This window comes from Halorubrum sp. BV1, from assembly GCF_000746205.1.
GTDB lineage: Archaea > Halobacteriota > Halobacteria > Halobacteriales > Haloferacaceae > Halorubrum.
In genome coordinates this window covers 126011-151230 of record NZ_JQKV01000001.1, presented here as the reverse complement: position 1 = coordinate 151230, position 25220 = coordinate 126011, and the positions used below count along the sequence as shown (strand labels likewise).

Annotated in this window: 23 protein-coding genes and 1 tRNA gene; 15 read left to right on the top strand and 9 right to left on the bottom strand. The window is 67.7% G+C overall.

Annotated features, from left to right (window positions below; all coding sequences use genetic code 11):
• Window positions 1-2: 2 nt before the first annotated feature.
• The gene (locus EP28_RS00795; protein WP_049982120.1) at window positions 3-686 is read right to left on the bottom strand and encodes an HAD family hydrolase; all 684 of its coding nucleotides are present in this window, start codon (window positions 684-686) and stop codon (window positions 3-5) included.
• 162 nt (window positions 687-848) lie between these two features.
• Here EP28_RS00795 and EP28_RS00790 point away from each other — a divergent pair, with 162 nt between their 5' ends.
• Window positions 849-1988, top strand: a complete 1140-nt coding sequence (locus tag EP28_RS00790; RefSeq protein WP_049982119.1) for a CBS domain-containing protein — start codon at window positions 849-851, stop codon at window positions 1986-1988.
• 56 nt (window positions 1989-2044) lie between these two features.
• On the opposite strand, the gene EP28_RS00785 is transcribed toward EP28_RS00790, so the two are convergent.
• The 3 genes from EP28_RS00785 to EP28_RS00775 form a co-directional block, all read right to left on the bottom strand.
• The gene (locus tag EP28_RS00785; RefSeq protein WP_049982118.1) at window positions 2045-5674 is read right to left on the bottom strand and encodes a S8 family serine peptidase; all 3630 of its coding nucleotides are present in this window, start codon (window positions 5672-5674) and stop codon (window positions 2045-2047) included.
• An 84-nt stretch (window positions 5675-5758) separates the two neighbouring features.
• A complete protein-coding gene (gene radB / locus EP28_RS00780) occupies window positions 5759-6466 on the bottom strand; it encodes a DNA repair and recombination protein RadB (protein WP_049982117.1) in 708 nt (235 codons plus the stop codon).
• A 207-nt stretch (window positions 6467-6673) separates the two neighbouring features.
• Window positions 6674-6880 carry a cold-shock protein gene (locus EP28_RS00775; RefSeq protein WP_004595330.1) on the bottom strand — a complete coding sequence of 69 codons (207 nt, stop codon included), beginning with the start codon at window positions 6878-6880 and terminating at the stop codon, window positions 6674-6676.
• A 198-nt stretch (window positions 6881-7078) separates the two neighbouring features.
• Between EP28_RS00775 and EP28_RS00770 the strand changes: the two genes are divergently transcribed.
• The 6 genes from EP28_RS00770 to EP28_RS00750 all read left to right on the top strand — a co-directional run bounded on the left by EP28_RS00770 (window position 7079) and on the right by EP28_RS00750 (window position 10901).
• Complete coding sequence (locus tag EP28_RS00770; protein ID WP_049982116.1) at window positions 7079-7771, top strand: SCO family protein; 693 nt, start codon at window positions 7079-7081, stop codon at window positions 7769-7771.
• Window positions 7768-8376 (top strand): TlpA family protein disulfide reductase, encoded by a 609-nt coding sequence (locus EP28_RS00765; protein ID WP_049982115.1) that lies wholly within the window; start codon window positions 7768-7770, stop codon window positions 8374-8376. Before EP28_RS00770 ends, EP28_RS00765 begins: the two co-directional genes overlap by 4 nt.
• Before the next feature lie 16 nt (window positions 8377-8392).
• A complete protein-coding gene (locus EP28_RS00760) occupies window positions 8393-9058 on the top strand; it encodes a cytochrome c biogenesis protein CcdA (protein ID WP_049982114.1) in 666 nt (221 codons plus the stop codon).
• Between the two features lie 152 nt (window positions 9059-9210).
• Window positions 9211-9867, top strand: coding sequence for an AIM24 family protein (locus EP28_RS00755; protein WP_049982113.1), 657 nt, complete (start codon window positions 9211-9213; stop codon window positions 9865-9867).
• Between the two features lie 12 nt (window positions 9868-9879).
• A complete protein-coding gene (locus EP28_RS13940) occupies window positions 9880-10035 on the top strand; it encodes a hypothetical protein (protein ID WP_155118392.1) in 156 nt (51 codons plus the stop codon).
• Window positions 10032-10901 carry a glycerophosphodiester phosphodiesterase gene (locus tag EP28_RS00750; protein WP_049982112.1) on the top strand — a complete coding sequence of 290 codons (870 nt, stop codon included), beginning with the start codon at window positions 10032-10034 and terminating at the stop codon, window positions 10899-10901. Before EP28_RS13940 ends, EP28_RS00750 begins: the two co-directional genes overlap by 4 nt.
• Before the next feature lie 48 nt (window positions 10902-10949).
• Here EP28_RS00750 and EP28_RS00745 read toward each other — a convergent pair whose 3' ends face one another.
• Window positions 10950-12305, bottom strand: a complete 1356-nt coding sequence (locus EP28_RS00745; protein WP_049982111.1) for a sodium-dependent transporter — start codon at window positions 12303-12305, stop codon at window positions 10950-10952.
• A gap of 135 nt (window positions 12306-12440) precedes the next feature.
• Between EP28_RS00745 and EP28_RS00740 the strand changes: the two genes are divergently transcribed.
• Complete coding sequence (locus tag EP28_RS00740; protein WP_049982110.1) at window positions 12441-13838, top strand: NAD(P)/FAD-dependent oxidoreductase; 1398 nt, start codon at window positions 12441-12443, stop codon at window positions 13836-13838.
• A 46-nt stretch (window positions 13839-13884) separates the two neighbouring features.
• Here EP28_RS00740 and EP28_RS00735 read toward each other — a convergent pair whose 3' ends face one another.
• Window positions 13885-14985, bottom strand: a complete 1101-nt coding sequence (locus tag EP28_RS00735; RefSeq protein WP_049982109.1) for a M24 family metallopeptidase — start codon at window positions 14983-14985, stop codon at window positions 13885-13887.
• Between the two features lie 173 nt (window positions 14986-15158).
• Here EP28_RS00735 and EP28_RS00730 point away from each other — a divergent pair.
• Window positions 15159-15233: transfer RNA gene (locus tag EP28_RS00730), tRNA-Val, on the top strand.
• A gap of 133 nt (window positions 15234-15366) precedes the next feature.
• Window positions 15367-15684: a DUF5785 family protein gene (locus EP28_RS00725; RefSeq protein ID WP_049982108.1), complete on the top strand. Its 318-nt coding sequence runs from the start codon at window positions 15367-15369 to the stop codon at window positions 15682-15684.
• Window positions 15685-15732: 48 nt separating this feature from the next.
• On the opposite strand, the gene EP28_RS00720 is transcribed toward EP28_RS00725, so the two are convergent.
• Complete coding sequence (locus EP28_RS00720) at window positions 15733-17058, bottom strand: divalent metal cation transporter (protein WP_049982107.1); 1326 nt, start codon at window positions 17056-17058, stop codon at window positions 15733-15735.
• Window positions 17059-17226: 168 nt separating this feature from the next.
• On the opposite strand from EP28_RS00720, the gene EP28_RS00715 reads away from it, so the two are divergent.
• Both EP28_RS00715 and EP28_RS00710 read left to right on the top strand, forming a co-directional pair.
• Window positions 17227-18285, top strand: coding sequence for an N-acetyltransferase DgcN family protein (locus EP28_RS00715; protein WP_049982106.1), 1059 nt, complete (start codon window positions 17227-17229; stop codon window positions 18283-18285).
• On the top strand, window positions 18282-19331 hold the full coding sequence (locus tag EP28_RS00710) for a dipeptide epimerase (protein WP_049982105.1): 1050 nt from the start codon (window positions 18282-18284) through the stop codon (window positions 19329-19331). Before EP28_RS00715 ends, EP28_RS00710 begins: the two co-directional genes overlap by 4 nt.
• A 21-nt stretch (window positions 19332-19352) precedes the next feature.
• Here the strand turns inward: EP28_RS00710 and EP28_RS00705 are convergent, their stop codons facing one another.
• Window positions 19353-20240, bottom strand: coding sequence for a PspA/IM30 family protein (locus EP28_RS00705; RefSeq protein ID WP_049982104.1), 888 nt, complete (start codon window positions 20238-20240; stop codon window positions 19353-19355).
• A 315-nt stretch (window positions 20241-20555) separates the two neighbouring features.
• Between EP28_RS00705 and EP28_RS00700 the strand changes: the two genes are divergently transcribed.
• Window positions 20556-21689 carry a Gfo/Idh/MocA family protein gene (locus EP28_RS00700; protein ID WP_049982103.1) on the top strand — a complete coding sequence of 378 codons (1134 nt, stop codon included), beginning with the start codon at window positions 20556-20558 and terminating at the stop codon, window positions 21687-21689.
• Between the two features lie 41 nt (window positions 21690-21730).
• On the opposite strand, the gene EP28_RS00695 is transcribed toward EP28_RS00700, so the two are convergent.
• The gene (locus EP28_RS00695) at window positions 21731-22198 is read right to left on the bottom strand and encodes a type IV pilin domain-containing protein (protein WP_049982102.1); all 468 of its coding nucleotides are present in this window, start codon (window positions 22196-22198) and stop codon (window positions 21731-21733) included.
• Between the two features lie 106 nt (window positions 22199-22304).
• Between EP28_RS00695 and EP28_RS00690 the strand changes: the two genes are divergently transcribed.
• Complete coding sequence (locus EP28_RS00690; protein WP_049982101.1) at window positions 22305-22919, top strand: YIP1 family protein; 615 nt, start codon at window positions 22305-22307, stop codon at window positions 22917-22919.
• Window positions 22920-23053: 134 nt separating this feature from the next.
• Window positions 23054-25207, top strand: a complete 2154-nt coding sequence (locus tag EP28_RS00685) for a DHH family phosphoesterase (RefSeq protein WP_049982100.1) — start codon at window positions 23054-23056, stop codon at window positions 25205-25207.
• Window positions 25208-25220 lie beyond the last annotated feature (13 nt).

Genomic DNA, 25220 nt, shown 5'->3' with positions numbered 1-25220 from the left:
CCCTACGCCTCGCGGCTGTTATCCACGGGTGCCCGTCCGCAGATGCTCACGAGGTCGTGGAGGTCGTCGATCTCGTAGGTCGGGTGACAGGTGAGTTCCGTCGATCGCCGGTGAGGTCGACGGATGAACGCGGAGTCGATGCCGGCGTTGTCGGCCGCGCGGATGTCGGACTCGTTGTCGCCGACGAATATCGCCGTCTCGGCGTCGAGCGCGTCGAGCGCACGTTCGAGATAGTACGGCGACGGCTTCTTTCGTGAGAGGCTCGCTATCGACGGTTCCCGACCGTAGGCGACCTCGAACCGGCCGGACAGTCCGAAGTGGTCGAGAACGGCGTCAACCGTCTCCTGCTGGTTCGAGGAGACGACGCCGAGCGAGGCGTCGAGGTAGCGAAGCGCGTCGACGTCCTCGTATGGGGTCTTCTGTCCGCTGCGCGCGGCGGCGATCTGTGCCGCCGCCGCGACCTCGTCGCGGATACGCCAGAATTCGGTCGGATCGAGGCCGTACCGCTCACAGATCGTCGATAGCGTCCCGGGGTCGACGCCAACGGCGACGTCGTCGACGTGAGCCAGATCCGGGTCTTCGACGCCGGCGCTTACGAACGCGTCCCACGCGGCCTCCCGGAGCGTGTCGAACGAGGTTCGTCCGACGAGCACTCCGTCCTTGTCGAGGACGACGGCGTCGTACACACGCTCGTGTCCGTCGGTAACGGGCAAAAACCTTTCACTATTGAGAGTACGCGCAGCTCGAGGCCGCCTGAGGTGAAATATCGCCCCGTGAGGGAGTATCTCACTCGACGCGACGACTCCCGCACTTTCAATACCCGGCCGGTCGAACTTTCGAACTGGACCATGGATATCGTTGATATTGCAGCGCCGGAATACGTCGAAGTGGAGGTCGATGAGCGGCTCGCAAAGGTCCGTTCTATCTTTGAGCGGGAGAATCCGAAAGGGATCGTCGTCGTAGAAGACGGCGAGTACGCGGGCGTCGTCGGCGAGAAACAGCTCATGCGCTCGCGGATGGAAGACGACACGAAGGTGTCGGCCGTGATGAAGCCAGCCCCGTCTGTCGATCGACACGAGGACGTCCGCGAGACGGCGCGACTCCTCGTCGAGGGAGACGTGAAGATCGCACCCGTGTACGAGGGCGAGAAGCTGTACGGGATCATCACGGTCGACCAGATCCTGGAGGCGGTCATCGACAGCCTCGATGCGATCACCGTCGCCCAGATCGCGACCGAGGACGTGATCGGGATCAGCGAGAAAGACAGCGTCGGGAGCGCGATCAACCGCCTCCGCGAGAACGGGATCTCGCGGCTGCCGACGCTCGACGAGGACGGACGGCTCGCGGGCGTCGTCACCACGAACGACATCGTCGAGTTCGTCGTCCGCGATCAGGAGCGACAGGGCAGCGGCGACCGCGCCGGCGACATCGACCGGATGCTCGACATCCCCGTCTACGACATCATGTCGAGCCCAGTCGTCACGGCGACCGCTGACGAGACCGCACAGGCTGTCGTCGAGCGGATGTTCGACAACGACATCTCCGGGCTGGTCGTCACGCCGGACGACGCCGACACCGTCGCCGGAATGGTGACCAAAACCGACGTGCTGCGCGCGCTCACGTTCACCGAGCAGGACTCGATGGACGTGCAGATCACCAACGTCGAGTTGCTCGATACGACCAACCGAGAACACATCGTCGAGTCCATCGAGCAGGTCGCAGACAAGTACGCCGCGATGCAGGTCATCCACGCGCACGTCCGCTTTCACGCGCACAAGGAGAAGCTCCGTGGCACGCCGCTCATCCAGTGTCAGATCCGGCTTCGGACGAACGAGGGCCAGGTCGGCGGCTCCGGTGAGGGATACGGCGCGGAACACGCGTTCCACGTCGCGCTCGACAAACTGGAGCGGAACGTCTTAGAGATCAAAGGCGTGAACGCGGACGAAGAGTACCGCGGGCAGCTCCTCCGCAAACTCGGCGAGTTGTAGCCGGGACCCCTCCGTTTTGTCGCGCTTGAGACGACGTCTGTCGGCGCTCGCACCGATCACGCGTCCCGCCTCGCGAGCACCGCAGCCGCGAGCAGTGCGGTAACGCCGACCGCGCCACCGAACCCGGGGACACTCCCGTCGGTCGTCGGCGTTCCGCCACCCGACCCGCCCCCACCGTCCACGTCACCAGATCCGCTCTCGGTTTCGGCTCCGCCGTCGCTGTCGCTTGCGCCCCCGGCCGAGTCGTCCGTCCCGTCCGCTCCGTCGGTGGCGTCTGCCGGCGTGTTCTCGGACGCGTCTCGACCGGGGTCGTCCGGGGCCGCCGTCCCGTTCGCGGTGGTGTTCTCCGGCTCGTCCGGTTCTTCGGTGGTGGGGGGAGCGATTCCGCCGCCTCCGCCTCCGCCTCCACCGCCGCCACCGCCGCCACCGGCCGTCGTCTCGTCGTCTCCGCTCACGACCGAGAACGAACGGGTCCGCGTGTCGTGGGGCGTCGACGCGGTCGCGTCGTACTGGCCGGTCGAGGCGTCGTCCGCAACCGAGATCGAGAACGTCGTCGTCCGGTTCTCGCCCGCTGGCACGCCGGAGAACGTGCGTGACTGTGAGCTTCCGCTCGGAGAGACAGCGAGCGAGACGGTCACGTCCCCGCGCGATCCGCCGGCGTTCTCGATCGTGACCGCGAAGTCGCCGCTGGAGCCCCGTTCGATCTCACTCGGCCCGGTGAACTCGGTAATGGCAAACTCCGGCGGGAGCGAGAGCGCGAAGTTCGCGCTCACAGAGCGGTTCGCCGGCAACGAGATCGTTCGCCGCTCGTCCGCGTACCCGTCGGCCGACGCGGTCACGCGGTACTCGCCGCGATCCGTTTCAAGCGAGTACGACCCACCGGAATCGGTCGTGTTGGACGCCGTCCCGGCAGTCACCGTCGCGCCCGCGATCGGCTCGCCCCCATCCGCCGCGGTTACCGTGCCGGAGAGCGTGGCGGGCAGCGGATCGAGTTCGATCGGCTGGGAGGTCGTACGGTTCGGCTCGATCACCACGTCCGTCTCGTTCGCCGAGGCGAAGTCCGTCGCGTTCGCAGAGAGGCTATACGTCCCTGGTCTGAGGGTCGTCTCGTACGCCCCGTCGTCGGTCGCCGTCGCCGTCGACACAGTCGCGTTCGTCTCATTTTGGACCGTTACGATCGCGTCCGTCGGCCCCGACAGCCCGTCGGTCGCACCGACGACGCCCGCGAGCGTGCCGTTCCGGAGCGAGAGAGAAAGGTTCGCTGTCGCGGTGTCCCCGGAGCCGCTCAGATTGACGGTCGCGGTCGCCGGTGCGTACGTCGCGTTGCTCGCCGTGACGTTCAGCTCCGCTGCCGGCACGTTGACCGCGTACGTTCCGCCCGCGTCGGTGCTCGCCTCGCCGACGACCTCGGTCCCATTCCGGACGACGACGTCGACGTCCGCGAGCGTCGCGTCCGTCGCTTCGTCGGTGACCGTGCCGTTCACCGTGCCGACGGCCGCGGCGACGCGGATCCCGGCCGCCGTCTCGTCGTCCGGCGAGGCGATCGACAGCGTCGTCACGCCGGTGCCGAACGCGTCCGGGACGGTCCCGTTCAGCGTCACGCTCGCGGCGTCGCCCGAGTTGAGCGAGACGTTTGCGTCGTCGAGCGTTCGCGTGTCGCTCTCGTTTTCGGGGTCCGTCAGTCGGAGCGAGACGGTTCGGTTGTCGCCGGCGATCACGCCCCAGTTCGTCGCGTTCGCCGTCGCTTCGAGCGTCGCGTTCCGCTCGACTATCGCGGGCGCGGAGACGTTCGTCACCTCGTAAAACGCCGTGTCGACGACGTCGACGGCGGCGGTCGCGTTCGAGTCGTCGGTGTACACGCCGTGCTCGTACGTCGCGTTCGTCGGCGTGTCGGTGGGGACGACGTACTCGAACGACACCGTTGTCTCCTCGCCGGAGTCGAGAGAGACGGTTCGATTGTCGCCAGCGGTGCCGTTGAACCGGTAGTCGACGGTCCCAGCCCCCGGATCGAGGCCGGTGTTGTTGATTGTCGCGGTCGCCTCGATCGTCGCTCCCGGCGCGGTCTCCGCGGGTGCCTCGAAGCTCGTGACCGTCAAGTTCGAATCCGGTTCCGTGATCGCCGACACCGCGGCGTACGCGTCGACGATCCCGGTCCCGTAGTCCGCGTCCGGGTCCGTGGCGTCCGAGGGGTGGTCGGCCGTGTCCCGGAGGGTGTCGTACAGCTCGTCGTCACCGACGTCTCGCGTGCTCGCCGAGATCATCAGAGCGACGGCGCCGGAGACGTGTGGCGCAGCCATCGAAGTGCCTGATTTCGTTCCGTAGGTGCCGCCGGGTTCGGCCGAGTCCACGCCGACGCCGGGTCCCGTCACGTCCGGTACGACGTACTCGTCGGGCCACTCTGCGGGAGCGTCGCTCCCCCATGTGTCGCTCGTATTGATCCGTTCGCCGCCAGAAAAGGAGGCGACGTCGCGGTTCGAATCGACGGCTCCGACAGCGAGAGAGTCGTATACGTTTCCGGGGGTACTCGACGGTTCGGTGTCGGTGTTCCCCGACGACGCAACGACGACCTTTCCGGTACTCCGAGCGTTCCTGACCGGATCGATGAACTCCGAGTAGTATCCGTCGGCTCCGAGACTCATTTGGAGCACGTCCACCTCCGAATCTTGCGTCGCATGTTCCATGCCGCCGAGAATGCGCGTGAACGTCGTCGATCGATCGTCGTCAGGAAACACCTTGATGGCGTGAACCGACGCGTTGGGAGCGACGCCGATCGCGGTCCCGCTCGCGTTGCCACCGGCGACCGTCCCTGCGACGTGCGTCCCGTGGCCGTTCAGGTCATACGGGCCGTCGTCGTTCTCGATCACGTTCCCGTTCTCGTCGATCTCCGCCCACCCGCTCACCGTCAGGTCCGGATGGTCGGGGTCGACACCCGTGTCGAGTACGGCGACCGTCGTGCCCCCACCCCGAGTGTCGAACTCCGCCCACACCTCGGGCGCGCGAACCATCTCGACGCCGTAGGTCGCGTCGACCGACGCGGTGGAGACGGTCTGGGCGGTCGGCGTCGGCGAGTCGAGCGATCCGGCCGTGGGTCCGGACCCGCCATCCCCCGCGCTCGCCGCCGCGGTGTCGAGTTCGACGCGGAAGTTCTCGTGGACGCGCTCGACGCCGGGAACGTCGAGGAGCCGGTCGATCGGCACGCGGTCGGTGTCGACCGTGACCAGCTTCGCGTTCGCGAGCCAGAAGTCCCGGTCTACCGAGATCGCACCGTTACCAGCCGCGAACCGGTCGAACTCGGCCTGCGCCCCATCGGCGTTCGTTTTGAGGTCGGCCGTCGAGACGCCGGCCCCTCCGTTCGCCCGGCTCCGTTCGATCTGTGCGGTATCCTCGAACCGCACGACGACCTCCACCGTCCCGTTCGCCGACCGGAGTCCAGGTCCGATCGCGTTCCGGTCGGTGCGCGAGCCCCCGTCGACGGCGGCCGGGTGTGAGACGGACGGTGCGGTCGTCTCGTCGCCGATCGAGTCGTCCGCTCCCGCCCCGATACCGTTCCCATCGGCGGCGACATCCGTGCCGCCGATCGGTTCGAGGCCGGCCGCGACCGCCGCCGGCGTGACGGCCGCGGCGAGGACGCACGCGACGACGAGACCCACAGCCACGGTCAGTGCGCGGTCCCTCCGATCGCTCATTGATCAGTAGCCGGTCGCGGCGAGGTTAAATTTCACGTCCGAACGAAAACACAAAAATGACAACAGAGTTGTATGAATCGCCGATCAGGCGTCGGTCCCCTCGGCGAGGCCGTCGGCCACGATCTGGAACGCCGCCGACTCGCCGGCGGGCTTCGACCGGTGTTTCTCCAGCGTCGCCCGGCGGTTCCCCCCTCTGAAGCGGTCGACGCGGACGATCGCACCTGTCCAGTGGTTGAGCGTGTTGCCGCCGAGCGCGCGGTCCCGGTCGCTGTCCGGATCGCTGAACACCTGATTCGTGATCACGACGGCCAAGTCGTGTCTGCGGGCCAGAGAGAGGAGGTGTGTCACCTGTTTCGCCACCGCTCGGAGCGAGTCTCCCGTCTCGACGTCGTCGGCGCGTTCGAGACGGTAGAAGCCGGTAGCGGAGTCGACGACGATCAAGTCGACCTCCGGTGCGAGCTCCGCCGCGTCGCGGACCGCCTCGCGCTGGTCGTCGAAGTCGTACGCCTCCGTGATGATCACCCGCGAAGCGATCTCCTCGACCGTCTCGTCGGTGTCCGAACGGTCCAGCCGGCCCGAGGCCACCTGCTCAAACCGGTCGATCGAGAGCCCCTCGGTGTCGACGTAGAGCGCGCGGTCGCCGCCGGCCGCGACCTCGACCGCGGCCGCGAGCGCGAGGTTGGTCTTCCCCGCAGCGGGCGGTCCGTACACCTGCGTGACGACGCCGCGCTCGAACCCGCCGTCCAACAGGTCGTCGACCGGGCCGCAGCCGGTCGGGATCGGATCGGTCACGTCGGAGTCTCAACCGCGCTCGTACTTAAACGGTCGATCGCGGCGGGCCGCATGCTGGCGAGGACGGAACACGATCACATGCTGTCGGGGACGAAACAGAATGCGTCGTCGCGGCCGCGAGCCGACAGAAGTCACTCGTCGTGTGGAGAGTACGTGAGAAATCGGAATCGGTCGCCGATCGCGTCGAGCGACGCCGGGATCCGGTAGTTAGTTACGGACGAGGTTCGTCGCTCGGGGTCCCTTGGGCGAGGACTCGATGTCGAACTCCACTTCCTGGCCCTCTTCGAGGTCCGGGCCGCCGACGTCTTCCATGTGGAAGAACACGTCTTCGTCGTCGTCGAGGTCGCCGTCGTCAGTCGAGATGAAACCGTAGCCGCCAGTGTCGTTGAAGAAATCAACCTTACCGTTTGCCATTGCAAACAAACGTACTGCCCGTTCGGGGATAACCCTTGCGAGGGTCACGGTACCACGGACTGTGGCGGCCGATCGTCACGTTCGATACGCGTTGTTTGACACGACCGAGAGGCGTGGACCGCCGAAATCGGTCGTGCTCACCGCGTGCGATCAGCCGCGAGGTTCATTTACGAGCGTCCACGAACCTGTACGTACCCAATGGATCGCCGCAGTTACATTCGATCGGTCGCCGGTGCGGCCGGCGTCGCCGCAAGCGCTGCGACCGCCGGCTGTCTCGGAGCGCTCGGGTCCTCCGGAGCCGAGGGAACGGTGCTCGGCCCTCCCGAGCAAGACCTGAGCGAGGCCTCCCACCCGAGTTACGGAGACGAGATGCCGAACGTCACCGTCCCCGACCCGATCACCGGCGAGGACGTCACCGTCGCGGACTACGAGGGCGAGCGCGCAGTGCTGTGGACCTCCTTTTACACCAATTGTCCCGACGGCGTCTGCCCGGCGCTCATCCTCCGACTCCGCAGAGCGCAGGCGGCCGCCGCCGAGGGCGGGTACGGAGACGAACTCGCGCTTCTCGCGCTCACGTTCGACCCCGAGCGCGACACGCCCGACGTGCTCCGCGAGTACGCCGGCCAGCAGGGCGTCGACGCCGACGCCGAAAACTGGCACTTCCTCCGACCCGAGAGCTACGAGGCGGGCCAAACGCTTCTAAAAGAGAAGTTCGGACTCGTGATCGAGAAGATCGACTCGCAGTACGAGGGCTTGGAGTACCAGTTCCCCCACTACGGGCTGATCCTCCTCGCGAACAAGCAGGGGATCGTCGAACGCGCGTACCCGAGGGGTCCGCAGACGGACATCGAGGCGCTCGTCGACGACGTCGAGCGGGTGGTCACCGCGTGAGGCGACGAGACCTGTTGGCCGGACTCGCGAGCGTCGGGGTGCTCGGCGGCGCGGGTGCAGTCGCGACCGGCGGGGTCCCCAACTCGCTCGGCGGCGGAGCCTCAAGCGGGGAGTCCGATACCCTCGGCGAAAACGATTCTGACGGCAGCGAGACCGACGACAATGCACAAGAGCCGATCGAGCCGGTGACGATCGACACTATCGAGGCACCCGGTAGCCGCGACGGAGAGGTAACGCTCCCCGCGCCCGATACACCGACGTTCGTTGACTTCTTCGGAACGTGGTGTCCACCTTGCGCCGAGCAGATGCCGGCGCTCGCCGAGGCCCACGATCGGATCGGCAACGAAGTACTGTTCGTTTCGGTGACGACCGAAAACGTCGGCGAAGTAGTCAGTGAGGAGACGATCGCCGACTGGTGGCGCGAGCACGACGGCGACTGGCTCGTTGCGGCCGACACGAGCGCTGAGCTCGCAGCGAGACTCTCGATCAACGGCTACCCGAGCGCCCGCGCCATTGACGCGACGGGTCGCGTGCGCTGGGCGACTTCCGGGACGCATACGACGGAGGAGTTCGTCAAAGGGATCGAAAGGGCGCTCGACGGATGAACCGACGGATCGACCGATGACGGACGTCTCCATCGCGACCAACGTTCCGTTCGCGCTGGCGGCCGGCGTGGCGACGTTCTTTTCCCCGTGTGCGTACCCGCTGTTGCCGGGATACGTCGGCTTCTACGTGAACTCCGTCGACGCCGAGAACGCGTCAGTGTTCGGAGCGGGGGTCCGCGGGATCGCGGCCGCGACCGGTGTGCTCGCGACGTTCGCGCTGCTCGCGGGTGCCACCGTCCGCGTCGGGTACTCGACGCTCTCGAACATCACCGTCTTCGAGACGCTCGTCGGTGTGCTTCTCGTCGTCTTCGGGCTGCTCGTGGCCGCCGATCGGGCCCCGTCGCTCTCCGTTCCGCTCCCGAAGCGCCGCGCCGGCGTGCTCGGATTCGGCGTGTTCGGCGTGGGGTACGCCCTCGCCGGTGCCGGCTGCGTCGCACCGGTGTTCCTCGGCGTCGTCGCCCGCGCGATCGCGCTTCCGACGGAGACCGCGGTGCTCGTCGTCGGCGTCTACGCCGGCACCGTCGCCGTCCTGATGGCCGCGACCACGGTCGCGACGGGAGTGGGACTCGTGAGCAACACCACCCGAGTGATGGCACACGCCGGCCTGCTAAAACGCGTCGCGGGCGCGGTGATGGTGCTTGCGGGGATCGGACAGCTGTACCTCGCGCTCGTCGTCTACTGACGGGCGACGTGCTCGACAGACGAACTGCGCGCGCTGCGGAGACATCGAGACCGTCGCCACACCGTGCCCAGCATTGAAATACGATACGGGAGAATCACCACGCAGCCGAACCCGACGGCACACAGCCGGCACAGACGGGTCGGTCCCCGCACATGAATCTCGATCAGTTCACCGCCGCGAACGCACCGACGGACAGCGCAGACCCCTTCCAGCGCGAGAACAGCTACACCCTCGACGTCGACGTCGACGGCACCGTGATGGCGAAGGCCGGATCGATGATAGCGTACACGGGAGACGTGTCGTTCACCGGAAAGGCCTCCGCCGAGGGAGGAATTACCGGCTTCCTCAAGCAGGCCGCCACCGGCGAGGGAACGCCGATCATGGCGGTCGAGGGAGCGGGTCACGTCTACTTCGCCGACGGCGGCAAGAAGGTACAGGTCCTCGAACTGGACGCAGACGAGTCGATCACGGTCAACGGCGAGGATGTGCTCGCGTTCGAGGAGTCGCTGTCGTACGAGATCAGCACGATAGACAGCCTCGCCGGCTCGTTCGCCGGCGGCTTCAGCAACGTCTACCTCCAAGGTCCCGGCTACGTCGCGGTGACGACCCACGGCGACCCGATCGTCTTGGAACCCCCGGTCGCGACGGATCCGAGCGCGACCGTCGCGTGGAGCGGTACCTCGCCGAGCGTCGAGGTAAACCGTAGCCTCTCTGACATGGTCGGCCAGGAGTCCGGCGAGCGGTACCAGATGCGGTTCGACGACTCCGACGGGATCGTCGTCGTCCAACCGTACGAAGAACACGTCTGAACGCGGGCGACGATGGACAAAGCCGCCGAGAACGGCCCCGACTCCACCGCCGATGAAGGCCCGAAACAAGAGTCAGACGACGACTCGTCCGGCGTTCTCACGCGATCCAAGACGGTCGTCACGGAGGCGGCCGGCGTCGTCGTCGACGCCGTGATCGACGTCCTATGAGAGGGTCCGACGACGGGACGCCGGCGCTCGTCGCCCACCGCGGGTTCGCGGGCGAGAATCCGGAGAACACCGTCGCGGCCGTCGAAGCGGCGACCGCGACTACACCGACCGGGACGGCGGACGAGGCCGCGGCGAGCGGAACGAACCGCCGTCGAGCCGACTGGATCGAGGTCGACGCCGTCCCCACGGCCGACGGTGACGTGGTCGCCCTTCACGACGTGGAGCTGTCGGGGAGTGACCGCGGGGTGGACGGTCTCACTGACGCGACGGGCGTCGTCTGGGAGACCGACACAGAGACGGTCACGAGCGCGACGGTGTTGGAGAGCAGCGAGACCGTCCCGCTTCTCGCGGACGTGTTCGACGCCGCCCCTCCGGACATCGGCGTGAACGTCGAACTCAAGAACCCGGGACGACGCGACCTCCGGCCGGGCGAAAAGCTGGAGAGAGAGGCGCTCGCGGAGCGGACGGCAGTCTGGCGGCCGTTCGTCGAGCGCGTGCTCGACGTCGTCGACGACTACGGACACGACGTCCTGTTCTCGTCGTTCTGTGAGGGCGCGCTCGCGGCGGTCAGAAAGCTGTCTTCGGTTCCGGTCGCGCCGCTTTTGTCGGGGTCGATCGGCGACGGGATCGCGATCGCTCGCGCGTGCGACGCGGAGGCGGTTCACCCGCCGATCGACGCGGTTCGGGGGACGCCGTTTTTCGACGCCGCGCGGTTCGGTCACGCCGACGACCTCGTCTCCGTCGCGCACGCGGACGACCGCGCGGTGAACGTCTGGACCGTCGAGACCTGGTATCAGGCCACTCGGCTCGCGTCGGTCGGCGTCGACGGGATCATCGCCGATTACTCGACGGTGCGTCCCCGCTGAGTCTGCGATGGTCGCGACCACAGACGCTCGCAGCCGGTCCCGAGTCGCTCACTGCGCCGCCAGCCACTCGGCGAACCCGCCCGTGAGGAATTCGACGTAGTCGACGACCCCGAGGTATAGCGAGACGGCGACGACGACGACGATCGGGACGCGGACGATCCAGATCCACGCGTTGCCGAAGGGTCCGAGGTCGCCGATCCCCTGCGAGAGTTCCTCGCGAGCGATGTCGGGGACCACCCAGCCGACGAACAGCGCGAGGAGCAGCGACCCCAACACGAGGAGCACGCCGTCGGCGAGCAGATCGAAGAGGTCGAGGAAGATCAGGTCGATGGTCACCGGCACGCCGAGGAGGAAGACGGCGACGCCGAGCGCGGCCGACGCCGGGACCCGCGAGACGCCGAGCTCGTCGATCAAATAGGAGACGAGCACTTCGAGGATGCTGATCGCAGAGGAGAGCGCCGCGATTCCGACCATTCCGAAGAAGACGACGCCGAGGACGCGGCCGCCGGGGATCCCGGCGAACGCCGTCGTGAGGCTCACGAAGATTCCCCCCGGTCCGCCCGAGCCGGGTTCGAGACCGGCCGCAAAGAGGAATGGGAAGACGACGAATCCGACGAGCACCGCGACCAAGGTGTCGAGGCTCGCGATCACGCCCGCGTCAGCGACGAGGTTTCGGTCCTCACCGAGGTACGAGGCGTAGGTGATCATCACGCCCATCCCGAGCGAGAGGGTGAAGAAGGCCTGCCCGGCCGCGGCCGGGAGGATGCTCGTCCAGTTGGCGATGAGGTACCCGAAATCCGGCGAGAGGTAGTAGCTGTACGCCGCCGCCGACGCGTCGAGGGTGAAGCCGTAGGCGGCGAGGCCGACGAGAAGCACGAGGATCGCCGGCACCATGATCTTCACGCCGATCTCGATGCCGCGGCGGACGCCGGCGGCAATGATGCCGATGACGAGCGCCATGAACACGGCGTGGAAGAGCAGGGTGTCGATCCCGGTGGCGACGGTGCCGAAAAGCGCCTGCGCCTCGCCGGTATCGGCGATCGCGTAGCCGTCGAGAACGCCGATGAGCGTGTAGCGCAGGAACCAGCCGGCGACGACGCTGTAGTACGATAAGATGACGAAGCCGATGGCCACGAACAGCCAGCCGAGATGGTTCCACGCGCCGCTGCCGAGGGCGCGGATCGCGCCGACGGGATTCAGCTCAGTGCGTCGTCCGATCACGAACTCGACGAGGATCGCCGGGAGGCCGATCAGCGCGACGAACAGCAGGTAGACGAGGAGAAACGCCCCGCCGCCTTCCTGTCCGGTGATGAAGGGGAACCGCCAGATGTTCCCGAGCCCGACCGCGCTGCCGACCGCGGCGAGGATGAATCCCGCCCGTGTCGCCCATGTCTCGCGTGCCATGTGTGTCGTATCGGCGACCCCGGACCGTCTAAAACGTGTCTCTCCGGCGCTCTAACCAGTAACGAACGACGATGAACGATCGGTCCGAGGCGTCGGGACCGTGAATTTAATACTCGGACGGGAACCTCACGGAGTATGGAACGCGTAGACGTCGCTATCGTGGGGGGCGGGCCGGCAGGCTCCGCCGCAGCGCACGCCGCCGCGACCGGCGACGCGGATGCCCTCGTCTTGGAGAAGGGGGTACCGCGGGACGATCGGGACCGACTCGGTCCCGACTCGACAGACGCCGCCGGGATCTTGGATTACTGGGTCGATATCATGGGTATCCACCCCGACGAGTTCGACGACGGCGTCCTCCAGCGAGAGCTGAACCGCGCCGAGTTCCGCGGTCCCGACGAGGCCGCGACGCTCACGTCGACCGGAATCGACTCCTCGTACGACCGGTTCGGCTACACCTTCCACCGCGCGCGGTTCGACGACTGGCTCCGCGACCGGGCGGAAGACGCCGGAGCCGAGTACCGCGCCGGGGTGTCCGTCCGCGGCGTCGACACCGATCTGTCGGTCGATCGCGGCGCTGCCGACGCCGATCATCCCCGCCACGTCGTCGAACTCGCCTCCGGTGAGTCGATCGGAGCCGACTTCGTCGTCCTCGCCGACGGTCCCCAGCGCACGGTCACGAACCGCGTGCTCAACGAGTACCTGCCCGACGACGCGCCCGCCTCAGAGCGGCTCGCCTCGCGGACGGCGAACCACATCGCGTATCAGGAGTACCGCCGGGTTCCCGAAGCGGTGTACGAGGAGGTGAACGACGCCATCGTCTTCTGGTGGGGCGTCATGCCCGGCGAGACCGCGTACCCGTGGATCTTCCCGAACGCGGACCACGTCTGTCGGATCGGACTCACGATGCCGATCGGCTTGGACATCGACGAGTTCGACCGCGACGCGTACGCGCTGCTCGACTCCGACGACGACTCGATCCCGCAGGGCGGCGAGTACATCCGGCGATTGCTGGAGTGGCAGTACGGCGACGAGTACGACATCGATGAGGCGTTTCCGATCGTCGAAGACGCCGGCAAGCGCGACGGTACGGAGACGTACCCGATATCCTCGACGCGTCCAATCGATTCTCCGACGGACGCCGGGATCGCCGTCGCCGGCGGCGCGATGGGAACGACCTCCGCCTTCCACGAAGGGGGCGACCACGTCGCGGTCCGCACCGGCGCGATCGCGGGCGAACTGGCCGCCGCCGGCGATCTCGGGTCGTACAACCGACGATGGAAAGAGGCCATCGGCGACGAGATCGTCCGGAACGTGACGATGGCGGACATGGTCGCCGAGTACGATCCGGACGACTGGAACCGGATCATCGGCGCGGCCGACGCGATGCTCGCGGCAGAGAGAGGAGATGACCTGCTCTCACAGCCGTACCGCTCCGGCTGGGAGTCTGTGAAGCTGCTTTTGTCGTACAAGTGGAACAAGCGCCGCGTGGCGAAGAACTACGTCGGCATCGACGAGAGCGAGTACGTCTACTGACCGAGCAGCCGGAGCCGTCGGCTTCCTCTCCCCGTTCGTCGCTGCGTCACCGGATCACCGGCGCGGTCAGCTCCCGCGGCTCGGTCGAGATCCCGTCGACCGCGACGGGATCGACCTCGTGTGTCGGCCACTGACCCGTCTTCGTGAGCGTCTCGGTCCGATCGGCCGCGACGAGGTGGGTGTTCTCGCTTTTCGCGCCCTGCACCGTGGGGTTCCACGCGTAGCCCATCGGACGGGTGACCGGTTCGTCGCTCTCGGGCGTCGCGATCCACTCGCGGCCCGCGAAGCCCGCTGCGCCGCCCTGATGGTGTTTGCGCCACTCGCCCGGATGTCCCACGGCGTCGTACGCCTCGCGGATCGCCGCGAAGACGTCCGCGGCGGTGCCGTCGCCCGCAGCGGCCGCCTCCGTTGCGGCGAGCGCGGTCGCCTCGACGCGGGCGGCCGCCCGATGTCGCTCTTCCAGCCACTCCGGCGCGTCGAAGGCGACGGTGCGCGTGAGCGAGGCGTACAACCCCGCGCGCTCGGCGGTGATAGAGACCAGCGCGTAGTCGCCGAGCGTCGCGTCTGTCGGCGTGAAGTGTCGGTACGCCTGCGCCCGCTCGCCGCCGCCGACGAGCACGACCGGGGTGTTCACGTCTCGGGACGAAAGCGAGATGTCGATGCCGGCGGCGACCTCGTACTCCGGGTCGTCCGGTTCGAGATTCCGGCAGACGGTTTCGAGGGCGGCGGCCGCCTCACGACCCAGCTCGCGGTAGCGTTCGACGTCGTCGTCGGTGAGCGGCTGTCGGAGGCGACCGCCGTCGACGCGGTCGAATCCGGGAACGTCGAAATCGGCGGCCGCGGGAGCGGGCGACCGGTCGGCGATCGCATCGGCGAGCGACGCGCCGTGCCACGGGAACGATTCGACGTCGAACCGGTCTGGCAGTTCTTCGTCGGCGAGCCTGTCGGCTTCAATGTTGTCTGTGATCACGCGGAGTTCGCCGTCGTAGCCGGCCGCGGCGATACCGATATCGGCATCGCCGTCGACGACGTTGTCGCCGCCGGTGAGCCACGCGAAGCCGTTCGGCTTGGCGAACCAGATCGCCTCGAGTCCGCGACGATCGAGGTACTCGTCGAGCCTGTCGGTGCGAGCGGAGAGATCGACCATGCGAACTCACACGACCGTCGATCACAAAAAGGCGGTCGAAAGCGCGTCGATGGGGACCACGTATGGGCAGACAGCGGCGCTCGGATCGAGTGACCGCGACCCACCGCGGGAGGGCGAAACGAAAGGTTCAATTATATCCCCCGGATACCACGAGATGCGATTGAACGCCCCGCGGGTTGGTAGTCTAGTCCGGTTATGACACCTCCTTGACATGGAGGAGGCCGGCGGTTCAAATCCGCCCCAACCCATTTCTGTCGACACCGCAACCGTGAGCGACCGCGAGCGGTCCGCGGGTCACCGTCGGTATCGCGATTGCTCACTGGTCCGTGTTGGGTCACGGGTTCCGAAATGACTATGCACGGGACCGACAAATCAGCCCGCATGGACTGGCCACACGACCCCGACGGAGAACAGGGGAGCGAGGGAGGACGGAAGTACGGCCACGCCGTCCTCGCGAAGAAGATCGACGAGGAAGAGGACTTCCCGCTGACGGCGACGGAGTACGTCGAGCAGTACGGGGATCACCCCGTCCGGATCGACTTCGAGACCGTCGTTTCCGTCGAAGAGATATTCGACAGCGTCGAGAAAGCGGAGTTCGCGGATTTCGTGGAGTTCCACCAAGAACTCGGACGAGCGATGCGCGAGAACGGCTACTGGTTTTACGAGGGCGCAGAGCAGTTCGTTAGCGGCGACGCCTGAGGCGAGTTGACCCGCGTTTCGCGGTGAGTCGCTGTCCTGCTGCTCGGGTCAGGCCCCGACATACGTCTCTCCGAGGAGCTTAGCGAGCAGACCGACCGTCGCGAGCCCGAGCGCCGCCGCGAAGGCGACGACGAGTCCCGTGAGGAGGTCGACCCCGCCGCCCACCTGTTCGACGACGAAGTTGACGGCCAGCCCGCCGGAGACCACGAACAGCGCGACGCCGCCGAGGTTCGCGAGCGTCGACGTGCCCTCGGGCACGGCGTCGGAGTTCAGGAGATACAACACGACGGCGATGGCGAAGGGGGTGCCCACGGTGCCCAGCGCGAGGACGAGCACGAGCTGGCCGAGGACCTCGCCGCCGATGAACGCCCCTGGAGCGGAGAGCAGCGCGACCGCCACGAGTAGCCCGCGGTACCGCGGGTCCTCGACCGTCGTGTCCCAACCGAGCTTGTCCGCGACGAGGAAGGGGGGAACGAGCGTGTTGCCGCCGAGCGTCGAGACGGCCGCGCCGCCGAGTCCGAGCAGGAACAGCCACTGAGCGGCCGAACCGGCCAGGGGACCGAGCGCCTGTGCCGCGCCCACCGTCGAGAGGGACGGGTCGGTGAGGACGCTCGCGGTGACCAGGAACGTCGCCACGCTGTAGACCCCGAACGCGACGAGCATGGAGGCGACCACGTCGACCGTCGCGAGACCGTACTCACTGCTGGTCCACCGGCGCGCGCGCATCGTATACGAGTGCATGGTGATGAGCGTGATGTGGACCGCGCCGCCGAGGATGCCCGCGGCTACGACGCCGCTTCCGGTGGGGAGCGTCGGAACGAGTCCGGACAGTGCTCGTGTGGGGCTGATCGGGACGACGAAAAGCGACGCGACGAACGCGACGACGACGGCGGTGACGAGCGCCTTGGCGACGAACTCGACGAATCTGTACCCTTTGCCCGCGAGCCCCCCCACGAGGACGAGCGCCCACACAGCGCCGCAGATCCGCGCGTCGACGCCCGTGATGGTCGCCGAAACGGTCGCCACGGTTTTCATTATCACCAACTGTGCGACGCCGGCGGCGATGACCACGTCGGCGACGAGGATCCACGCCCACCACTCGCCGAGGTGGCGCTCGACGACTTCGACGATACCGCGCTCGGACAAGAGCCCCAGCCGCATCGCGAGGTACTGCGCGAGCGTGCCCGCCACGGCCGACAGGACGACAACCCAGAGCAAGGCGTAGTCGAAGCGCGCACCGGCCGTTATCAGACTCGCCATCGACGCCGGACCGGCGGCGATGGCACCGGCGATCCACGACGGTCCCATACCGGCGAGATACTCGCGAATGCGGTCTCCCCACGGCGCGGTCACACCCGAGACTGTCTCTGACATACTCCAGTGGTAACACCGCAGAATAATACGTTTGCCCTTCTCGCCGCCGGCATGTTGAATGTTTGCATGGGTCACGGATTCGGGTGAGGGTACTCACGCGCCTCGTCTCGGTCGCGACGACGTCGCCACCTCGACTCTTTTAAACGTTCCCGGGGCGAGGTGCCGACCATGAGCGACGAACGGATCGCCATCCTCGCACACGAGAAGTTCCCCGACCGCGCGAAGACCGCTCTCGGCGTCATGCGGTACGGCGACCAGGACGTTCGCGCGGTCCTCGACCGCGACCGCGACGGCGACCGCGTGAGCGAGCACGTCCCCGACATCGCGGACGCGCCGATAGTCGAATCGTTTGCTGACGCGCACGCGGCCGCCGACGGCGACCTCGACGCCTTATATATCGGAATCTCACCTATCGGAGGGCGCTTCGACGAGTCGTGGCGCGACGACGTCGAGGCCGCGATCGAGGCCGGCTGCGACGTGGTGAGCGGCCTCCATTACTTCCTCAACGAGGACGACGAACTGGCCGCATTGGCCGACGAACACGGCGTCGACCTCGTCGACGTCCGCGAGCCCGACGACGATCTCACGGTCGCGACCGGAGCCTCGGGCGACGTCGACGCCGACGTGGTACTGACGGTGGGAACCGACTGCTCGGTCGGGAAGATGACGACGTCGCTGGAAATCGTCGCTGCCGCCCGCGAGCGAGGGATAGACGCGGCGTTCGTCCCGACCGGCCAGACCGGCATCATGATCGCCGGCTGGGGGAATCCGATCGACCGGGTCGTCTCCGACTTCACCCCCGGGGCAGTCGAAGACATGCTCGTCGAGGTGGGCGACGACCACGACCTGCTCGTCGTCGAGGGGCAGGGCAGCATTATTCACCCCGCCTACTCGGCGGTCACCTGCGGGATCCTCCACGGGTCGATGGCCGACGGGCTCGTCCTCTGTCACGCGGCCGGCCGCGAGGCGATCCACGGATACGAGTCGTTCGACCTCCGGTCCGTCCCCGAGTACGTCGACCTGTACGAGGGGCTCGCCGACCCGATCAACGAGACGGCGGTCGTCGCCGGGGCGCTCAACACGAAAGACGTCGACGACGACGAGGCGGCGGCCGATGCCGTCGCCTCGTTCGCGGACGACGTGGGCGCGCCGGCCGCCGACCCGGTCCGCGACGGCGCAGCGGCGATCGTCGACGGTATCGTCGACGCCGGACTCGGCGGCGAATGAGCCTCGACACCGAGTTCGAGCGGGTGTCGCTGCCGCTCTCTGACCCGTTCACCATCTCGCGGGGGACCCAGACCGAAGCGGAGAACGTGATCGTCCGTGTCACGGACGAGGGGGGCACGACGGGCGTCGGTGGCGCGGCCCCGTCGGCACACTACGGCGAGACTGCCGCCACGGTCGAGGCCGTGCTGCCCGATCTGCTCGCAGCCGTCGAGTCGATCGGCGACCCGCATGCGCTCCACGAGATCGAATCGCGGATGGCGGGCGTCGTCACCGACAATCCGGCCGCGCGCTGTGCGGTGTCGATCGCCGTCCACGATCTGTCGGCCAAGCGGCTCGGCGTCCCGCTGTATCGGCTGTGGGGGCTCGACCCCGCGGCCGCGCCCGTCACGTCCTTTACCGTCGGCCTCGATGAGACCGAACGCGTCAGAGAGAAGGCCGCCGACGCGGCCGCGGCCGGCTATCCCGTGCTCAAGCTCAAGCTCGGTACCGACCGCGACCGCGAACTCGTCGACGCGGTTCGCGACGCCGCACCGGACGTCAGGCTTCGCGTCGACGCCAACGAGGCGTGGACGCCGCGGGAGGCCGTCGAGAAGAGCGAGTGGCTCGCCGACCGCGATGTGGAGTTCGTCGAGCAGCCGGTACCCGCCGAGAACGAGGAGGGGCTCCGGTTCGTCTACGAGCGGTCTGCACTCCCGATCGCCGCCGACGAGGCGTGCGTGACGCTCTCCGATATCCCCGCGATCGCCGACCGGTGTGACATCGCGAACCTGAAGCTGATGAAGACCGGCGGGCTGCTGGAGGCGAGGCGGCTGATCGCCGCGGCGCGCGCACACGGACTGGAGGTGATGTGCGGGTGTATGATCGAGTCGAACGCGTCGATCGCGGCGGCCGCGCAGCTCGCGCCGCTCATCGACTACGCCGACCTGGACGGATCGCTGCTGCTCGCCGAGGACCCGTACGACGGGATCGACGTGGACGACGGCGAGATCCGGCTCGGAGACCGGCGTAGGGCGGGGACCGGTGCCCGGCGACGGCCGAAAGAGTAAGCCGCTCTGGGCGATACGGCGTCAGTTTCGCGGCTCGTCTGCGTCGGCCTCGGACTCCTCCAGTTCGACGTCGATCTCCGCGTCGTCGGCGCTCGCGTCGCCGTCGAGGTCGGCTTCGAGGTCGTCCGCGTCGATGTCGCTCTCGATGTCCGAGAGTTCGGCGTCGATCTCCTCGTCGGTGCTCTCGGATGCGCCGGTCGCCGCCCCGTCGCTCTTCCCGAGTTCGCCCTTGAGCGTCTCCAGTTCGGCGTCGACCTCGCTGTTCGTCGAGAGGCTCTCCAGCTCCCGGTCGATGCTGTCTTTATCCGAGAGCGCGTCCTCGAAGGCCCCGGAATCTTCGAGTTCGTCCATCGCCTCCGCGCGCGCCTCCATCTCCTCGGTGCGCTCTTCGGCGCGCTCGATAGACCGGCTCACGTCCTCCATTTCGTCGCCGACGCCCGTCATCGCCTCGGAGACGCGCGAGGACGCCTCGGCGGCCTCGTAGCGGGCCTTCATCGTCTCCTTTTTGGTGCGGAACTCTTCGATCCGGTTCTGGAGCTTGTTTTTCTTTTCGACGAGCTGCTCTTGGGTGTCGTTCAAGTCCGCGATCTGTCCTTCCAGCTCCTCGATCTGGCTCATCTTCGACTTCTTTTTTTCGAGGGCCTTGCGGGCGAGGTCGTCGCGGTCCTGCTGGACCGCCTCGCGCGCCTGTCGGTTGTGCTTCTCGACGTTCTCTTCCAGCTTGCGCTGTTGAATCTCCAAGCGCTTCTTCTGGGTCGTCAGGTCCGCGATCCCCTGTTTGACGTCTTGGAGCTCGTCGCGCATCTGTTCGTACGAGTAGTCGAGCGACTCCGTCGGATCCTCCGCTCGGTTGAGGAGGGCGTTCACCTTCGAGCGGATGACGTAGGAGGCGCGAGAGAGGATTCCCATATTCGGCATACACGCTCCATCCGTTAAAACCTCATGTGGTCGGATCCGCGAGCGCGGGAGAATCAGGACGTCAGCCGTTCCGAGAGGGAATCTCCGTCGTCGGACCGTCATCGGGCCGTCGTCTGCTCGGGTCCCGAGAGCGGTGACTGCAGACGTATCCTGAAGACTTATTCGACGCAGGATGCCAGTAGCTGGCATGGATAGCGATGTGTGTCGCCGCACGGACGGCTCTCCGGGCGACGCGAGTTCAAACGCCACTGCGCCCGCTTCGGGGCCCGCGCAAGCACTGCCCGGCCGACCGAGTGAGAGGCGATCATGACACGGGACTCACTGCGGATCGGCGTACTGGGGTATCGATTCATGGGCAAGGCGCACGCGAACGCGCTGGCGCGGCTTCCGATGTTCTTCCCTGACGCCCCCGTGGTCGAGCGTCACACGCTCGTCGGGCGCGACGAGGAGGCCCTCGCGGCCGCGGCCGACCGATTCGGTTTCGCGAACGTCGCGACCGACTGGGCGGACGCGCTCGACGAGGTGGACGTGTTCTACAACCTCGGACCGAACCACGTACACGCGGAGCCGTCGATCGCGGCCCTCGACGCCGGCGTTCCGGTCCTCTGTGAGAAGCCGCTTGCGCCGACGCTGGAGGAGGCCGCCGCCATGCGTGACGCCGCGGCGGCGGCGGACGTTCCGGCGGGGACCGCGTTCAACTATCGCTTCGTCCCCGCGCTTCGGCGCGCGCGAGCGAGCATCGAGGCCGGTGAACTCGGCGAGATACGGCAGGTCCGCGGCCGGTACCTGCAAGACTGGCTCGTCGATCCGGAGGCAGCCTGGACGTGGCGAATGGACGCCGACCTCGCCGGCTCGGGCGCGCTCGGTGATTTGGGAGCGCACACGATCGACCTCGCGAGCTACCTCGTCGGTGACCGCGTCGGCGCGGTAGATCGAGTGTCCGGCCAGCTGACCACGTTCGTCGACGAGCGCCCGGTGTACGACGACGCGGGCGAGGTCGCGGAGTACCGGGACGTGTCCGTCGACGACGCGTACACTGCACAAGTGGCGTACGAGTCGGGCGCGACGGGGAGCTTCGAGGCCAGCCGCGTCGCCGCGGGTCACAAGAACGACCACACGATCGCAGTGCACGGAACGAAGGGGAGCCTGACGTTCTCTCTGGAGCGGCTCAACGAGCTGAAGGTGCTCCGAGAGGGGGATCGAGGGTACCAAACGGTGCTCGTCACGGAGGAGACCGATCCCTACGTCGACCGCTGGTGGCCGCCCGGTCATGTGCTCGGCTGGGAGCACACCTTCGTCCACGAGAGCTACGAGTTCCTCTCGGCGGTCGCTGAGGGCGATGAGTTCTCGCCGTCGTTCGCGGAGGGGTACGCGGTCCAGCGCGTCCTCGACGCGATCGGAAAGGCAGACGACCGCGGCGCGTGGGTGTCTCTGGAGTAGGTCTGCTCGGCGACCTCACCCGGGTATCAGAAAGGCCGGCCTCAGACTCCGGTCGCGCCGAGCGGGTCGCGTCCGGAGCCCTCCTCGCTCCACGACTCGATGTTGGACTCCTCTCCGTTGTACTTCCCCAGCGTCTCGCGGGTGTCGAACGCCACCGGCTCCCAGACGATATCGAACTGCTCGTTGCCGGTCGCGTTCGGGACGGTCACCCGATCGCCCGGCTGGACGACGCCGTCGCCGGGCCACCGCCCGAACTGCACGTTTCCGTCGGGGTCCTCGCCGCGGACGTACAGCTCCTGTGCGGGAACCGGGTCGGGACCGTTGGCGACGATCACGAGATCGCCGCCGTCCCGTTCGGCCTCGAAATCGGCGTCCGGCGGGGCGACGCCGTCGATGAGGCCGACCATCGCGGCACCAACGAGCGCCAAGAGAACCACGACGATGCCGACGAGCAACCCCGACCCGGCGAGCGGCGTGAACCCTCGATTGTCGTCTCTGAGCGCGCGCATTCGACCGTACCTCCGACGTGCTCCGTATAATCGTTTACCCGCCAGTTATCATGTTCGATACGCCGGGATCGCAACGGGGTTATTCCGTCCGACCGAACGTGTCGGCGTGACTTCGTGGATCGACGATCCGACCGGCGGGCGCGCTCGCGGCGCGCGCGGGATAGCTCGCGCGTGGGTCGCGGCGCTGGTCAGCCCGCGGCGGCTGTTCGTGAACGGCGTGAGTCCCGGGGATCAGGCCCCCGCACTGACGTTCGCGGTCACCGTCGCCGCCGCGTACACGCTGGGATGGATCCTCGCGGAGCCGACGGCCGTCCCCGGTGTGGTCGGATCCGTCGCGGTCTCCGCGATCGTGGTACTGCTCCTCGTCGTCGCGCTCGCAGCACCGGTCGGACTCCACCTGACGGCAGCCGTCGCGACGCTGTCGGTCCTTTTGGCCAGTGTCGCGTACGACGGCGGATGGAGTCTCCGCGACCGGGCCGGCGTGAGCGAGACCGTGCAGGTGGTCGCGTACGCGAGTTCCCCGATGGCGCTCGCCGGGCCGCCGATCCCGGCGCTCCGCGTCGCCTGCGGCGCGTACGCGGCGACGCTTTTCGTGGTCGGAATCCGCACCGTCCACCGAACCACGCTTCCCCGGGCGATCGTGGCCGGAGTCCCGCCGGCCGCGCTCGGATACGGCGTCGGCTACCGGGTCATCGCGTCGGTTCGAACCGTGCTCGGGTGACGGCGATGCGACCGGACTCCCTGTGACACGCGATCTGTCACGGTCGGCGTCGGTGCCGCAACGCGGTTTTCCGCCGCGTGCTCTCACACGGGTTTCGACAACCGTTTTAGGCCCGAGACTCTCGGTGTACTCAAATGGGATCCTGTATCATCTGTGGCGTCGACGTCGACGGTGGCGGTCGTATCTGCGAATCACACCAAGAGGACGTCGCCTTCGACTTCCGAGGGAACTCCCCCGACCAGCTGGTTCCGAGCCGATTCTACCGCGGCGTCGTCGACGGGTACGCCGAGTTCGGCGTGTTCATCGACCTCGCACCCGGCGTGACCGGACTCCTCCACCGCTCCGAGCTCGATCGCCGGCTCGACAGCCTCGACTGGGAGCCGGGCGACGACGTGTTCGTCCAAGTGAAGGGCGTCCGCGACAACGGAAACATCGACCTGGCGTGGTCGATCCGACAGGCCGACCGCGAGTTCCGCGGCGTTCTCGTGCAGGACGGCGACACCGAGCACCTTCCCGAAGAGGTCGACGGCGAGGACGAGGCAGAACCGAGTGAGTCGGAACCCGCCGACGCAGACGCGGATGACGCGGCGAGCGAGTCGGCTGACGCTCGCGACGAGACAAGCGAGACTGCCGACCCCGCCGCGGCTGCCCCAGAGTCCGACGCCGTGAGCGGCGATACCGACGACGGCGTATCCGCCGTCGAAGCCGATGAGTCTGATTCCGACGCCGAGACGGCAGACGACGAGTCTGATTCCGACGCCGAGACGGCAGACGACGAACTCGACGACGAGCGCGAGCGAGTCGAGATCGGAACGCTCTCCGACGCGATCGGCGAGTCGATCCGGATCGACGGGGAGGTCGTCGGCGTCCGCCAGACGGGCGGCCCGACGGTGTTCGAGGTCGGCGACGAGACGGGCGTCGTCGACGTGGCCGCGTTCGTCGAGCCGGGCGTGCGGGCGCACCCGAACGTCGAGGTCGGCGACGCGGTGCGGATCGACGGCGACGTCGAGAGCCACCGCGGCGACGTGCAGGTCGAGTCGGAAGCGCTCGTCCTTCTCGAGGGCGACGAAGCCGAGGCGGTCCGCCGTCGGCTCGCCGAGGCGCTCACGGATGAGGCGCGTCCCGACGGGCTCCAGCCGCTAGCGGGCGACGAGGCGGTCGCCGAACTCGCCGATGGGCTGCTCGACGCCGCGGAGGCGCTCCGTCGCGCCGTCCTCGAATCTCGACCGATCGTCGTGCGTCACCCGGCAACCGCCGACGGCTACGTCGCCGGCGCGGCCGTCGAGCGCGCTGTCCTCCCGCTGATCCGCGAGGAGCACGCGAAAAGTGACGCCGAGTACCACTACTTCACCCGCCGGCCGCTGGAGGACCCGGTGTACGACATGGACGCGGCGACCAACGACGCGACCCGAATGTTACAGGACCGCGACCGACACGACGAGAAGCTCCCGCTGTTCTTGCTCGTCGGCACGGGGTCGACGGTCGAGTCCGCGGACGGGATCGAGCTGCTGTCCGTCTACGGCGTCGACGCGGTCGTCGTCGACGCGGAGGTCGCCGACGCCGAGACGCGAGCGACCGTCGACACGCTCGTCTCGCCCGAGATCGACGGCGTCGACGCCGACCTCTCGACCGGCGCGCTCGTCGCGTCGCTGGCCTCTGCGGTCAACGACGAGGTCCGCGCCGACCTCCGGCACCTCCCAGCCGTGAGCTACTGGGAGGAGACGCCCGACCGCTACGTCGACCTCGCGCGCGACGCCGGATACGACAGCGAGCGCGTGGCGGAGCTTCGCGAGGCGATCGCCTTAGAGGCGTACTACCAGTCGTATCAGGACAAGCGCGAACTCGTCACCGATCTGCTGTTCGAGGACGGTGGGAACCTCGCCGCACACGTCTCAGAGCAGTTCCGCGAGAAGCTCGAGACGGAAGTGGGAACCGCGAGCGAGAACGTCGTCACCGAAGCCGTCGACGGCGTCGAGTTCGCGCTGCTCGACACCGACGGCTACACTCACCGCTACGACTTCCCGCCGACGCCGCTTCTCCTCGATGACCTCCACCGCCGTAACGCGAACGGCGAGGCGTACGCGACCGTCGGCATCGGTACTGACGAACTGTATCTGCGTACGACGGCTGACGTGTCGGTCCGCGACGTGGCCGCGCACGCGTCTGAGCTCGCGCCCGCCGCAGACGTCACCACCGCCGGCCTCCGCGAGGGCAAAATCGAATTCCTCTCCGGCGAGCGCGACGCCGTCGAAGACGCGATCGTCGCCGCGGTCGCCGACGCGTTCTGAGCGGTCGAACCGA

Coding starts and splice junctions, on each gene's coding strand:
- EP28_RS00790 (WP_049982119.1), top strand. CDS start 849: ATGGATATCGTTGATATTGCAGCGCCGGAATACGTCGAAGTGGAGGTC.
- EP28_RS00785 (WP_049982118.1), bottom strand. CDS start 5,674: ATGAGCGATCGGAGGGACCGCGCACTGACCGTGGCTGTGGGTCTCGTC.
- EP28_RS00755 (WP_049982113.1), top strand. CDS start 9,211: ATGAATCTCGATCAGTTCACCGCCGCGAACGCACCGACGGACAGCGCA.
- EP28_RS00720 (WP_049982107.1), bottom strand. CDS start 17,058: ATGTCAGAGACAGTCTCGGGTGTGACCGCGCCGTGGGGAGACCGCATT.
- EP28_RS00775 (WP_004595330.1), bottom strand. CDS start 6,880: ATGGCAAACGGTAAGGTTGATTTCTTCAACGACACTGGCGGCTACGGT.
- EP28_RS00685 (WP_049982100.1), top strand. CDS start 23,054: ATGGGATCCTGTATCATCTGTGGCGTCGACGTCGACGGTGGCGGTCGT.
- EP28_RS00705 (WP_049982104.1), bottom strand. CDS start 20,240: ATGGGAATCCTCTCTCGCGCCTCCTACGTCATCCGCTCGAAGGTGAAC.
- EP28_RS00745 (WP_049982111.1), bottom strand. CDS start 12,305: ATGGCACGCGAGACATGGGCGACACGGGCGGGATTCATCCTCGCCGCG.
- EP28_RS00770 (WP_049982116.1), top strand. CDS start 7,079: ATGGATCGCCGCAGTTACATTCGATCGGTCGCCGGTGCGGCCGGCGTC.
- EP28_RS00725 (WP_049982108.1), top strand. CDS start 15,367: ATGGACTGGCCACACGACCCCGACGGAGAACAGGGGAGCGAGGGAGGA.
- EP28_RS13940 (WP_155118392.1), top strand. CDS start 9,880: ATGGACAAAGCCGCCGAGAACGGCCCCGACTCCACCGCCGATGAAGGC.
- EP28_RS00710 (WP_049982105.1), top strand. CDS start 18,282: ATGAGCCTCGACACCGAGTTCGAGCGGGTGTCGCTGCCGCTCTCTGAC.
- EP28_RS00735 (WP_049982109.1), bottom strand. CDS start 14,985: ATGGTCGATCTCTCCGCTCGCACCGACAGGCTCGACGAGTACCTCGAT.
- EP28_RS00760 (WP_049982114.1), top strand. CDS start 8,393: ATGACGGACGTCTCCATCGCGACCAACGTTCCGTTCGCGCTGGCGGCC.
- EP28_RS00695 (WP_049982102.1), bottom strand. CDS start 22,198: ATGCGCGCGCTCAGAGACGACAATCGAGGGTTCACGCCGCTCGCCGGG.
- EP28_RS00700 (WP_049982103.1), top strand. CDS start 20,556: ATGACACGGGACTCACTGCGGATCGGCGTACTGGGGTATCGATTCATG.
- EP28_RS00740 (WP_049982110.1), top strand. CDS start 12,441: ATGGAACGCGTAGACGTCGCTATCGTGGGGGGCGGGCCGGCAGGCTCC.
- EP28_RS00715 (WP_049982106.1), top strand. CDS start 17,227: ATGAGCGACGAACGGATCGCCATCCTCGCACACGAGAAGTTCCCCGAC.
- EP28_RS00750 (WP_049982112.1), top strand. CDS start 10,032: ATGAGAGGGTCCGACGACGGGACGCCGGCGCTCGTCGCCCACCGCGGG.